The following is a 13,831-nucleotide window of genomic DNA, read 5'->3' on the forward strand; positions in this document are numbered from 1 at the left end:
TCATTTTTTCCTTTCACCTTGTTTTGTAATAATTCCTTCTTCTATATATAAAATCCTATCTGATATCTTATAAGCTAAGGATTTATCATGAGTTATCAACAGATAGGCACAATTATACTGTTTCTTATATGTACTCAATAATGATATAACCTTTTCCTTGGACTCAACATCTAATCCACTGGTTATCTCATCTAGTATTAAAATATCTGGTCTTACTAATAAAGCTCTAATTAGAGATACTCTTCTCTGCTCACCACCACTTAGTCCTTTAACTGGTGTTTTTAATATCTCCAATGGTAGATCTAATTGTTGCATTAAATCTAATATTTGTCTTTTTCTATCATGTTTTTTTATCTTTCTTATATTCTTTAATCCCTCCTCCATGTTTTTTAACACAGTAAGCTTTGGATTTAGTGAACCAGTAGAATCTTGAAATACACCTTGAATACTATTCCTGATTTTTCTATACCTATTATAGCTAAAGGTTTCTATTGAGGTATCATTAATGACAATACTACCTTTGTCTAATTTTTCAATTCCTAATATAATTCTTGCAAGGGTACTTTTACCACAACCACTTTCTCCTAGAAGACTAACTGTCTCTTGATTTTTTACAGTAAAATCAATTCCTCTTAAGACTTCCTTTCCTTTACCATCTAATTGCAAATATCTCTTTATTACATTTTTCACTTGTAGACAGTCCATTTGAAATCTCCCTCATTACAATAATTATCATCAATTGAATTAATATCACTATATACTGGTTTTAAGTTATTTCTTTTCTCTTCTTTAATTATTTTTCCGTTTTTCATTATCAATGTTTTGTCATTATTACAACTTAGAAACTTAGTATTATGTGTTGTTATCAATAGCCCTGACTGTGTTTTTAAAGATAATAACAATTTGATGATTTCATTTTTATTATCTTCATCTAATGCAGAGACAGGTTCATCTGCTAATATATAATCAGGCTTTATTCCAAGTAAAATGGCAATTATTACTCTTTGTAACATTCCACCTGACAGCTCATGAGGCAATGAATCTAATATTATGTTTACTTCTTTTAAATTAACACTTGATAACATGTCTTTTGCTAAAATTAAAGATTGTTTTTTATTGATATCCAGACTTACCTTATAACTTTCTAATATCTGACTTCTGATACTTTTTCTTGGATCAAAGACATTCATTGGGTTTTGAGGAATTAATCCTATGTTTTTTCCATATAAACGCCTTTTTCTTCTATTGTTCAATTTATTAACATCTATATCATCAACTTGAAATTTGGTTGAATAAACCTTCAAATTATCATCTAAGCTTCCCATTATTGCTTTTAAGATAGTTGATTTTCCACATCCGCTCTTGCCTCTCAGAAATATCAATTCTTTCCTATGCAAATCAAAGCTGACATCCTTGATTAATGCTTCATCCTTTTTGGTAATTACTGATAGCTCTCTAATACTTAACATCCTAATTCCCCTAATCTGTCTCTTTTCCAATATAGTTAAATAAAAATGTTGATAAAAATATTGTTATAGCAGGATATAATATTATGTCTGGTCTGATTCTTACTTTACTGCGTCCCTCAGCAATCATTTGTCCCCAATTTACCGTATCAGACCCTAATCCTATCCCTATAAAAGAAAAACTAGCGATTAAGATAATCATATCTGCACATATTAGGCTCATGAATACTAATATCTCTCTTATACAATTAGGCAGGATATGTACAAATATCAATCTGTTCCTTGAAGCACCACTAGTTATAGCACAAAATACATAAGCTTTATTTTTCTCAATATCAACCTTTGCTTTTACTAATTTAGCTACTCTTGCCCAATTAGATAGAGTTAGCGATAATATCATAGTAAATGCTCCTCCACCCCATATACCAACAAAAACTAAGATGTATATTATAGGTGGCAGTGCTGTAAACATATTTATTATACTTTCAAAAACTATTTCCAACTTTCCGCTATATAGTCCATTTATAAGTCCAAACACAGTTCCTAAAATAAGAACCATTGTACTAGACAGAATTACAATACCAATCGTTAATTTCCCTCCAGCCAAAACCCTTGATAAAACGCATCTACCTAGTGTATCTGTACCAAAAGGATATTCCTTGGAAGATGGTTGCAAACGTATAGATAAATTTTGTTTTACAGGATTATGAGGAGTAAAATTATTACTCATTGCAAGTAATACAAACACAATAATAACTAATATAATCTTTGTTTTTGTCTTATTATTCATAATCTCTTCCTCTACCTCTACGTCCAATAATTATTTTACAAATATCTGAAATAAAATTAGCTAACAATATTATAATTGCTAGAAATAGTACACTGGCATGAATCATAGGTATGTCCCTATGGATAACTGCTTCTATTATTAGATTACCAACACCTCTATATGAAAAAACAGCTTCAATGATTCCAGAACAAGCGAAGAGTATTCCAACATTCTGTGCAAAGCTTGGTAGTAATTCAATTATGGAATGTCCCATTGCATGGCAAAATAAGATTCTCTTATCTGATATACCTCTACATCTTGCATAAACAGCCCATTCTGATTTCATCTGATTATCCAGATTCGTACTTAACATATTACTATACAGAGCAGTATAGGGTACAGCCAAACATAACGCAGGCCATAGCCTACCTGAATTCAATACATTTATTATATCTAATTTCATAGCAAATATATCAATGGCTATTGTTCCAATTAAAAATAAAGGTATTGATAAACATGCAATATTAATAATCTCTATTAGTCTTTTTATTATTTTATTATTGATTAGCTGCATTAGAGTTCCAATTAAAAATATACTTATAATCTGAATCAATATACTTTCTGACACCATTGTTAGAGTTTTTGGTATAGCACCTGAAAATTCATGAGCAACCAGATTACCTGTTACTAATGAACTACCAAAATTTAATGTTAGTGCATTTTTTATCCATAATAGATACTGTATTATCAATGGTTTATCCAATCCAAGTGATTTACTGATTACCCTGACAGCTTCAGCCGTTGGATTGGAACCATGTAATCTAATATAACTTTCTACAGGGTCTATAGGTGATATCTGAACTAGCAAAAAGGACATGAAAGTAACTAATATCAATGTTAGTATAGAAATAAACAGTTTTTTTAATATTGCTGTCCTACTCATTAATTGATAGCCTTCCATTCTTTTGTAGTCTGCTGTATATCCCACATTTTCTTATATATCCCATTACGTTCTATGAGATAATCGTGTTTGCCATGTTCTTCAATCCTTCCATTCTCCATAACAATAATCTGGTCTGCATATTTTATATAATCCAGTGTATGTGCTATAAGAATTACTGTCTTATCTCTAGTCAATGCATCTATCGCTTTTTTAATCTGCCATGAGTTTTCTGGATCTATACTGGCCATCGCTTCATCCAGTAAAACTATTGGGACATCTTTTAAGATAGCTCTGGCTATAGTTATTCTTTGCTTCTCCCCTCCTGAAAGGGTATTACCCCCTTCTCCTACTACAGTATCATAACCCTTTTCCAATTCAATTATAAAATCATGACAACATGCAGCTTTAGCAGCTTCTATAACTTCCTCACGGGTGGCATCTTCACTTCCCATTTTTATATTATTGAATATAGTATCTTCCAATAAATATGAATCTTGGAATACAACGCTAATATTCTTAAGAAGATTACCATACTCTATATCTTTCACATTATGCTTATCAATCATTATCTCTCCACTATCAATATCAAAAAATCTGGAAATCAGATATAACATAGTAGTTTTACCACTACCCGAATGTCCTACTATAGCATTCAATGTTTTAGGTTCCATTCTAAAATTGATTTCATCTATAGCATTTTTTTCACTTTTAGGATAACAGAAATTGATCCTATTTCCTTCTATATTAGATTTTCTAATGTTCTTACTTCCATGATTGTCTAGAGGCTTTTCCTTTTTTAATTCATCTAGATGGTCAAGAGCAACACCCATAATATTTAGAGTGCCATAGTCATGAAAAATTGATTCAATTGGCTGATAGTATAAAGTACTGATTACAGCAAAGAATATAAAAACTTCTAAACTGACAATGTTATTTACATATAATGCCAGCCCTCCAATAAAAATCATACCCATTCCTATTCTAATTAATATTTGATACAATGCCATTGGTTTGATAGCTTGAATTTCATAACGGCTTGATGCATCTTTATACTTATTCAATTTATCAAATATATTACTGAATATTCTATCTGTCATATGATATGAACGTATAGTTTCTAATCCATTTAGATATTCAATTAATGCTGATATACATTTTTGTTGTGATTCATGACGTATCTGTCCATTAATCAATAGCTTTTTCTTAGAATTCCTGTATACTAAAAATCCTGGTACAAAACCAGAAACAGCTAATAAAGTTAATCTCCAATCAACTATCAACATAATTATTGTAGTCATAATAATAATGCTCATACCTGCTACATATCTTGATATTGCATAGATACAGTGCATTTCAATAAATGTCATATCTGTTGTAAAAGTTGATGTTAACTTCCCTATACCTCTACTTTGAAAAACACCTAGTGGCAGATTATTCAATTTCTTGGTTTCATCAATTCTGATATCCCTCATTATTTCGTATCCTGCTGAAGCTTGCAGTCTATTTACTTGATAATAAAATATATATCTTAGAGATATAGCTATTAACAAACTTAGAAAATACTGTAATAGTATTGTTTTATCGAATGTGCCAGAAACCAAATGAGTTATAGCCAAATAAATGATTATATAGACTATTCCTTCACAAGTTGCTTGTATTAATTGAAAGAAATTTGCTATATATAGATCTTTCCTTTTTTTACCACTTAGAGCTAATATTCTTTTTATTAATCTAAACATTATTCAGCCTCCTTACTTCTTAGAGTCCATGAACTACCATATTTAAAGCAATCCCACATTTTTTTATATATCTTACCTACTCCTATTAAATCATTATGGTTTCCTTCTTCCTTAATTACTCCTTTGTCAAGAACTAATATTTTATCCGCATCAATAACTGTAGAAAGTCTATGAGCAATCATTATTACCGTTTTGTTTTTCATTAATCTAGTCAATACCTTTTGCAATTGTTCTTCATTATCTGGATCCATATAAGCAGTTGCTTCATCCAATAACAGAATAGGAGCATTCTTTAATAATGCTCTTGCTATTGCTATTCTTTGTTTCTGTCCTCCTGATAGATTAATTCCATCTTCACCTAAAAGAGTTTCATATCCTTTTGGAAGTTTTAATATAAAATCATGACACATAGCATTTTTTGCAGCACATATGATTTCTTCTTCTGTTGCATCAGGTTTACCCATCTTTATATTATCTCTAACAGACATATGAAAAGTACTTACGTTTTGAGTTACATAAGCTATAGATTTCGCTAGATTCTCTGTAGATATTTCTTTTATATCAACACCATCAATATAAATTTTCCCTTCATTAACATCCCAGAATCTTGATATTAATTTTGTTATTGTACTTTTTCCTCCACCTGATGGTCCAACTAAACCTACAACCTGATTTTTCTTTATTGTAAACGAAAGATTCTTGATAACCTTCTTCTCATCATATCCAAAAGAAACATCATCAAAAATTATATCGCCATTATATACATACGATTCTTGGCATTCATGATTCTTAAGTTCCTGCATATTCAATAACATCTGTAAACGTTCTGCTATATGAGCATTTATGCTTAACACATCTGTAAATTGTGGTATTTTTGCTAATGGTGAATAAAAACATAGAGAAACAAATAGATATAATAAGAACTTACTAATATCAATATTTCCATTAATATATAGATAACCCGCAACTGGGAATACAAATACAATACCAGAAGATAAAATAATATCACTAGTAGTCATTAGATATCTACTGTCTTTAAACCACTTCACCATAAACTCTTTGTAACTGTCAGCTGATTGTTGAAATCTCCAAAAAACTTTTTTATTGCCTCCGAATATTTTTATCTCTTTCATAGCATTTATATATTCAACCATGGATGCATTAAGATTCTGTTGAGTCATAAACATACTTTCAAAATTTTTGGATTGTAACACATTAGTTCTATGTAAGCATATCAAAAATATGATTACAGGTATAAGCATGACTAGAGCAATTCTCAAATCCAATATTAATAAAATTATTTCCATAACTAGTGGAATTCCAATACTAGATAATATTTCTGGAATATGATGTCCATAGAATTGTTCTAATGATTCAATATCATCAAAAATAATACTTTTTAATTTCCCTGAAGAATTACTGTCCATATATCCTTGATTCAATCTGGAAAATTTATAAATTAGATCTTTCCTTATGTTATATAGTGTGTTATAAGCAACTATATGAGATATTCTTATAGCTTTACCATGAAATATTATTTTAAGTATAATAGATATAAAAATGATACCTGCCCACATGAACATGCCTTTTGAATCACTTTTACGAAGGATGATATTTATGATATTATACAAACCAAACATAGGCATTATACTACATCCAACTGACAATAAATCAGCTAATATAGACTTAATCATATTGTTTTTACTTTTTTTATCTAACAGCTCTAATAATACTTTCGTACCTTTTATTATATATTTTGACATAAAAAACTCCTTTAGCATTTAATTTGTTAGCCACTCCTAACATTATACTAAAGGAAGATTTTTTTGTATCTCCGAATCCGATTCAATTTTATCCCAAAAAGATACGTCATAACAAATATTTTTGTTTGGAAAATTCAAGAGGTGTTACTCCATAATATTTTTTAAATGATGCTCCAAACTGGCTTTGACTTGAATATCCTACATCTTGAGCTATATCCAACATACTTTTATCAGTTGTTTGAATTAATATAGCTGCCCTGTGTAATTTTAATTTTTTGAAATAACTATATATTGTGTCACCATATAGATATTTAAATCCTTTTTTTAACCTATTGACATTTATGTTAGTTGCCTCTGCAAGTGAATCAATCATAGGTGGATTGGCTGGATTCTTCATCATTATATCGGGTATTCTCTGAATCTGCTCTTTTTCATAAGCATTCACCTTAATTTTATTTTGCTCATCACAACTAGCATATGCTACTTGAGTTATTATCTCTAATATCTTGCTTTCTATGTATAGTTTCTTAAGACTACCGTTCTCTATATCTATATTATATATACTTAAAAACAGAATTTTAATATGAGGTAACCTCTCTGCTAAGATAGTATGTTTTTTTTTGACTTTATCAGAAGTCAGTACTTCTCCCCATAATTCCTTACTTATTACCTTATGGTATTCACTATATGTCTCTCTATCAAAAGAAAAAGCCATATTAACAAACTTCTTATTCTTAAATAACTTCATGTTACCACTGATTTCACTGTCATTACTAGAGTTTAACAATATAACACTATCTTTTTCAATATTAATTGTCTTATGATTAATACTTGATATTTGGGCTATACCGCCTAAACAACAAGATATTTCAAAATGTTGATTAGGTAATTTATATGTGATATCTACATCTTCTTTCAATTTTATATCTAGTATCATAATGCTAAGATAATTTGATATATTTATAATATTGATTTTTCCTGCTCCGTAATGTGGAAGTATACTTAGAATAAATTCATCTCCATTTTTTTTAACAGCCGAAATGCTCTTATAAAAATTAATATATTCCTGTCTTGATTCTATATGTACTGTCATAATTACCCCTGCCAATCATCTCAGAATCTTATAATATACTAATTATATCAATATATTAGTATATTATCAACAACAATTATGATTATCATTATCAATTTACTCCAATATTTATTATTAATATTGATATCATTCTTATAAGCGTATATAATGACCTATAGCGGAGGTATAAAAATGGATAATTATATATCAATAAAACAAGCTGCAGAAAAATGGAATATATCCGAAAGACGCATACAAAAATTATGCATGGATAATCGAGTACCTAATGCTGTTAAGTTCGGTCGTGCTTGGGCTATTCCTATAGATACTAAGAAACCTGCTGATAAGAGATTAGTTACCAAAAATGATAATCCTCCTAGCAAATATACGTCTGGACGAATATTCAAAAGTATATATGGAGAAAACGTAAGAATCTTGACCAAAAATGATAATTGCACTGTATATCATTTGGAGAATGATTCTGGTAATGGTGTTGTGACTCGTTACCAAACATTTGATGGCATTGAGGTATATTATAATGATTATCATATGTTAAATGATAATCATGATATTATCATTCCTCATAATAACATTCTTGAAATAAACCATTGCAGAGTCGGAAGGTTTGAATGTACCTTCAAGTCAGGTGGTTATGCCTATCTAGGTGATGGTGACCTAAGCATTAATATGTTAAGTAACCAGACAGATTCAGCTTATTTCCCCCTATCTCATTATCATGGCATTTCAGTAGTTATTGACATTCCCACAGCTACAGAAACAATCAAGAAAATATCAACAACCCTTGGAAATATCAAGATTGATTTATCTGGCATCCAAGATAAAATGTGTGCCTATGATGATTGCTTCATAATGCGCTCTACTGACTCGATTCAGCATATTTTTTCCGAACTATATAATGTACCCGAGAAACTAAGAGAAGGCTATATTAAAATAAAAGTCATAGAACTACTTATGTTCCTCAGCATCACAGATATAGACAATAGAAAAAAACAATACCAATATTTCTATAAAGCTCAGGTTGATACTATTAAAGTAATCAGAGATTATCTGATACATAGACTAGATAGGAGATTCACCCTTTCAGAGTTATCCAATAAGTTTCATATACCACTGACTTCAATGAAAAATTGTTTCAAAGGTATATATGGCACACCTATAAATACATATATGAGAGAATATAGATTACAAGCATCAGCAGCAATGATTCGAGAAACTAATGAAAGTATTGCAATCATCTCAGAAAAAGTCGGCTATGAGAGTCCTACCAAGTTTTCCGTTGCTTTTCAAAAAACTATAGGATTATCCCCCTCCGAGTATAGAAAAACTTTTTGTCTTCAAGGTAGAGAATACGACTTATAGGAATAACAGTATAAAATAAATCTATGCTATTATTATAAACGGTGATTTGAGGTTAACCAAAAAACCGTTATAAAAACACCATAAGGTGTTTTTTTTATACAAAAAATCAACATAAACAGAAAGGAGAAAATTTATGAGTAAGAAAAAAAAGGGACTAGCCCATCTACTTGAATATACTGGGAAATATAAGATATTAACAATTTTATCATGTTTATTATCTGGAATAAGTGTAATACTTTCCTTAGTTCCATTCATATGTATATGGTTAGTCGTAAAAGAACTCTTTACCAATATACCTGATGTCCAAAATGCTCAAGGACTATCTTTTTATGGATGGTTAGCAGTATATTCTGCACTAATAAGTATATTGATATACTTCATTTCCATGATGCTTTCCCATATATCCGCTTTTAGAACAGCTAAGAATATGAAAAGAAAAGCTTTATCACATTTAATGAAATTACCTCTAGGATATTTCAGTCAAAAAACTAGTGGAGGACTACGCAAAATCATTGATGATAACGCTGGGTTAACTGAGACTTTTCTAGCACATCAGCTTCCAGATCTATCTGGTGCTCTTCTCATGCCTATAGCGATACTTGTGTTATTGTTCACTTTCAATTGGAAATTAGGAATCCTATGTCTTATACCAATATTAGTAGGATTTTTGTTTGTCAAACATCTTATGAGCGGTAAAAATGCAGAATTCATGTCAAAATATATGGAAGCACTGGAAAACATGAATGGTGAAGCTGTTGAATACATTCGTGGTATACCAGTTGTCAAGACCTTTGGTCAAACCATTTATTCTTTTAAAAACTTTCATACCTCTATAATGAGTTATAAGGAATTTGCAACTACATATGCAATCAACTGTCGTATTCCTATGGCTGGATTTACTGTATCAATAAATGGTTCATTCCTATTACTGATCCCCATTGGAATTCTGCTTATCGCAGGTGCCAATAATTATGATATGTTTCTTCTTGACTTAATATTCTATATTATATTCACACCAATCTGCACTACTATGATAAGTAAAATAATGTATGCTGGTGACAATATAATGATTACAAAAGAAGCTGTAAAACGTATTGATTCAATCTTAGAACAACAACCACTTGTTGAAACTAAAAATCCGCAAGTACCTATTAATTCTAACATAGATTTTGATAGTGTTAGCTTTTCATATCCCAATAGTGATAAAAAAGCATTACATAATATCAGCTTTAATTTAGCACAAGGAACTACTGTAGCACTTGTAGGTCCTTCAGGAGGCGGCAAAAGTACAATTGCTGCACTGGTACCCCGTTTTTTTGATGTTGAATCCGGATCAATAAAAATTGACAGTATAGATGTAAGAAATATTTCTACAAAACAACTTATGTCCCAAGTTGCCTTTGTTTTTCAAGACACCCATTTATTTAAGTCAAGTATCTTGGATAATATTAAAATATCTAAACCAGATGCTTCAAAAGAAGAAGTATTACATGCTATAAATGCAGCTCAGTGCAATGATATCATTGCTAAGATGCCTAATGGTCTAGATACTGTTATTGGTGAAAAAGGAGTTTATTTATCAGGTGGAGAGATGCAGAGAATTGCTTTAGCACGTGCCATATTAAAAGATGCCAAAATAGTAGTGCTTGACGAAGCAACCGCTTTTGCTGATCCAGAAAATGAATATAAAATTCAAATTGCTTTTGAAAAATTAACAAAAGGCAAAACAGTCTTAATGATAGCCCATAGACTATCTACAGTGAAAAATGCAGATTGTATATTAGTTATAGATAAAGGAAAGGTCAAAGAAAAAGGTACCCATAATGAACTAATCAGCAAAAATAATTTATATGCTCATATGTGGAAAAATTATCAAACCTCTATTACATGGAAAGTTGGAAAGGAGGCTAATCATGCTTAGATATCTACAAGATAAATTTGCTATAAGTGACCAAGGTTCAAAAGATTTGTTGAAAGGTATTTTATTATCTGCTCTAGAAAATTTAGCTCTAATGCTACCAGTAGGACTTTTTGTAATGTTATTAGATGAACTTGTAAAACCATTATTTGGAGCTGAGTATAATTCGCCTAATCTAATTAAATATATTATATTATGTATAATTACTGCTTGTGTAATATTTGTTGTTCATTTCTATCAATACACTAGTGTATATGTATCAACGTACTCAGAAAGCTCAGTACGTAGAGTAACTTTAGCTGAAAAACTGAGAAAACTGCCTTTATCTTTCTTTGGGCAAAGAGATCTATCAGATTTGACAAGTACCATTATGGGTGACTGTGCAAGTATGGAACATGTATTTAGTCATGCTCTACCACAACTCATAGGTGCAGGAATATCAACAATCATTGTTTCAATAGCATTACTTATAACTGACTGGCGTTTAGGAATAGCTCTTCTATGGGTTGTACCTGTATCTCTAATAATGCTTTTTGGTTCTAAACATATACAAGACAAAGCAGGACTTAAACACTTGGGTGCAAAACGTGCCTGTACAGATGCTATACAAGAATGTATAGAAACCGTTAAAGAAATAAAAGCCTGCAATCATGAAAAGAATTATTTATCAAATCTTGACAAAATGCTTGATGATGAAGAAAAAGTACATATTAAAATAGAATTGATCACAGCCTCTTTAATTACTTCTTCCCAGATGTTTTTAAGATTAGGATTTGCTTCTGTAATATTAGTTGGTAGCAATCTATTAGTAAAAGGTCAGATTGATTTTATGCTTTATCTGATTTTCTTGATCGGTGCTTCTCGTATTTATGATCCTTTATCAGGTACTTTACCTAATATAGTAGAGATATTTAATGTTAGATTACAGATAAAACGTATGTTGGAAATGGAAAATCAACCTATACAAACTGGTTCAGAGATCTGTAAACCAAATGGATACGATATAGCATTCAATAATGTAACTTTCGCATACAATACTGGTAAAAAGGTACTAAGGAATACAACTTTCACTGCTAGACAAGGGGAAGTAACTGCTTTAGTAGGCCCTTCAGGTGGTGGAAAAAGTACTGCTGCCAAATTAGCAGCTAGATTCTGGGATGTTAACTCAGGAAACATTACCTTAGGTGGCATAGACGTCAAAACAGTTGAACCTGAGACACTACTTAAAAATTATTCTATGGTTTTTCAAGACGTAGTCTTATTCCATAATACAATTATGGAAAATATACGTATCGGACGAAAAAATGCCACAGATAAAGAAGTTATTGAAGCTGCTAAAGCTGCACAGTGCCATAGTTTTATAAAAGCATTGCCAGATGGATATCATACAATAGTCGGAGAAAATGGCTCAACCCTTTCTGGTGGTGAACGTCAACGTTTATCTATCGCTCGTGCTCTATTAAAAGATGCTCCTGTGATACTATTGGACGAAGCTACAGCATCTCTCGACGTTGACAATGAAACTCAGATACAAGAGGCTATCTCAGAGCTGGTAAAAGGAAAAACCGTTCTGGTAATTGCTCACAGAATGCGTACGATTGCTAGTGCTGATAAAATTGTTGTATTGGAAAATGGTACAGTCGCACAACAAGGTTCTCCCCAAGAACTCATGGAACAAGGCGGTTTATATCGTCATATGGTAGAACTTCAAGCAAAAAGCTCTAATTGGAGTCTGGGAACGAATTAATTATATCTAAGAAACTGTCGGATAATACATTATTAACGTTAATATCAAGGAAAATACATCCAAAAATGTTTTATCCGACAGCAATTAGAACAGAGATAACTGTTCATATTTAGATTGGTTCAACTTCTCTTTGTAAGGCTTAGTGTAACTGCTTGAAAGGTTATACTTATCTTTTAATTCATTTACCATAATATAAAGCTTATTTTTATAATTCTTGTCTGCACCACCAGTCTTGTACAAATTTTTGAATTGCTCAAATAACTGGGGAAATTCTCGAAACATGAAATCAAAAAAAACTGATCTAGTCTTTCCTCTCAAATAAAGTACTCCAGGTAAAACGTAATCTACATCACACTTAGCAGCATTATAGTATAAGGACTCTACATTATCCCTGTTATCTGTAATATATGGAATGATAGGCATGAAGTGTAATCCAGTCGAAGCATTTGTTTTCGAGAATTCTTTCAACATAGCAAACCTTTTAGTGGATTCTACACTATTAGGTTCTATCTTTTTCCGTAGATGCTCATCCATACAAGTAATAGTTGAAGCAACATTGACATAGGTAATATTTGATAGCTCTGCAATTAAATCAAAATCCCTTAAAATTAAATCTGATTTCGTAGAGATAATACATGGAGTTTTATACTTTATCAAAAGTTTTAAAATATCAGGCATTAATTTATACTGTTCTTCTGCCTGCTGATAGCTATCAGTTACACCACCTATATTGACAACTTCTCTTTTCCACGATGAACTAGAAAGCTGTCTCTCCAATCGTTCAACAATATTGGTTTTTACATATATATCCCTGAAAAATTCCTTAGCTTCTAGATATTGGTGTGAATATATGGCATAACAATATTTACAACCATGCTCACAACCTCGATATATATTTAGATCCCACCCATAAGGATGATGCTTCCCTTTTAAACTATTACAAGCCACAGAACAAGTAATTTCATAATAATTAGCCATTTTCACACCTTACTTTCTATAATTATATTATAAGATTTTAAAAGCAAATATGAAAG

General features: G+C 30.9%; 11 protein-coding genes. 3 read left to right on the top strand and 8 right to left on the bottom strand.

The features are described from left to right. The 7 genes from ACX6CF_RS04575 to ACX6CF_RS04605 all read right to left on the bottom strand — a co-directional run bounded on the left by ACX6CF_RS04575 (position 1) and on the right by ACX6CF_RS04605 (position 7,773). A complete protein-coding gene (locus tag ACX6CF_RS04575) occupies positions 1-705 on the bottom strand; it encodes an ATP-binding cassette domain-containing protein (RefSeq protein WP_458784120.1) in 705 nt (234 codons plus the stop codon). Next, positions 687-1,469 (bottom strand): ATP-binding cassette domain-containing protein, encoded by a 783-nt coding sequence (locus tag ACX6CF_RS04580; protein WP_458784121.1) that lies wholly within the window; start codon positions 1,467-1,469, stop codon positions 687-689. The genes ACX6CF_RS04575 and ACX6CF_RS04580 overlap by 19 nt, the downstream gene beginning before the upstream one ends. Positions 1,470-1,479: 10 nt before the next feature. After that, complete coding sequence (locus tag ACX6CF_RS04585) at positions 1,480-2,256, bottom strand: ABC transporter permease (protein ID WP_458784122.1); 777 nt, start codon at positions 2,254-2,256, stop codon at positions 1,480-1,482. Continuing rightward, positions 2,249-3,178: an ABC transporter permease gene (locus ACX6CF_RS04590; RefSeq protein ID WP_458784123.1), complete on the bottom strand. Its 930-nt coding sequence runs from the start codon at positions 3,176-3,178 to the stop codon at positions 2,249-2,251. Before ACX6CF_RS04590 ends, ACX6CF_RS04585 begins: the two co-directional genes overlap by 8 nt. Then, the gene (locus tag ACX6CF_RS04595; RefSeq protein WP_458784124.1) at positions 3,178-4,917 is read right to left on the bottom strand and encodes an ABC transporter ATP-binding protein; all 1,740 of its coding nucleotides are present in this window, start codon (positions 4,915-4,917) and stop codon (positions 3,178-3,180) included. Before ACX6CF_RS04595 ends, ACX6CF_RS04590 begins: the two co-directional genes overlap by 1 nt. Continuing rightward, positions 4,917-6,680 carry an ABC transporter ATP-binding protein gene (locus ACX6CF_RS04600; RefSeq protein ID WP_458784125.1) on the bottom strand — a complete coding sequence of 588 codons (1,764 nt, stop codon included), beginning with the start codon at positions 6,678-6,680 and terminating at the stop codon, positions 4,917-4,919. Before ACX6CF_RS04600 ends, ACX6CF_RS04595 begins: the two co-directional genes overlap by 1 nt. A 106-nt stretch (positions 6,681-6,786) precedes the next feature. Beyond that, complete coding sequence (locus tag ACX6CF_RS04605; protein WP_458784126.1) at positions 6,787-7,773, bottom strand: helix-turn-helix transcriptional regulator; 987 nt, start codon at positions 7,771-7,773, stop codon at positions 6,787-6,789. Positions 7,774-7,944: 171 nt separating this feature from the next. Between ACX6CF_RS04605 and ACX6CF_RS04610 the strand changes: the two genes are divergently transcribed. From ACX6CF_RS04610 to ACX6CF_RS04620, 3 genes are all read left to right on the top strand, one after another. Further along, positions 7,945-9,132, top strand: a complete 1,188-nt coding sequence (locus ACX6CF_RS04610) for a helix-turn-helix domain-containing protein (RefSeq protein WP_458784127.1) — start codon at positions 7,945-7,947, stop codon at positions 9,130-9,132. 133 nt (positions 9,133-9,265) lie between these two features. Beyond that, entirely contained in the window at positions 9,266-11,053 is a 1,788-nt protein-coding gene (locus ACX6CF_RS04615) for an ABC transporter ATP-binding protein (RefSeq protein WP_458784128.1), read from the top strand. Then, on the top strand, positions 11,046-12,797 hold the full coding sequence (locus tag ACX6CF_RS04620; protein ID WP_458784129.1) for an ABC transporter ATP-binding protein: 1,752 nt from the start codon (positions 11,046-11,048) through the stop codon (positions 12,795-12,797). The genes ACX6CF_RS04615 and ACX6CF_RS04620 overlap by 8 nt, the downstream gene beginning before the upstream one ends. 84 nt (positions 12,798-12,881) lie before the next feature. Here ACX6CF_RS04620 and ACX6CF_RS04625 read toward each other — a convergent pair whose 3' ends face one another. Further along, positions 12,882-13,775, bottom strand: a complete 894-nt coding sequence (locus tag ACX6CF_RS04625; protein ID WP_458784130.1) for a radical SAM protein — start codon at positions 13,773-13,775, stop codon at positions 12,882-12,884. Positions 13,776-13,831: the final 56 nt, after the last annotated feature.

The organism is Vallitalea sediminicola (assembly GCF_054408565.1).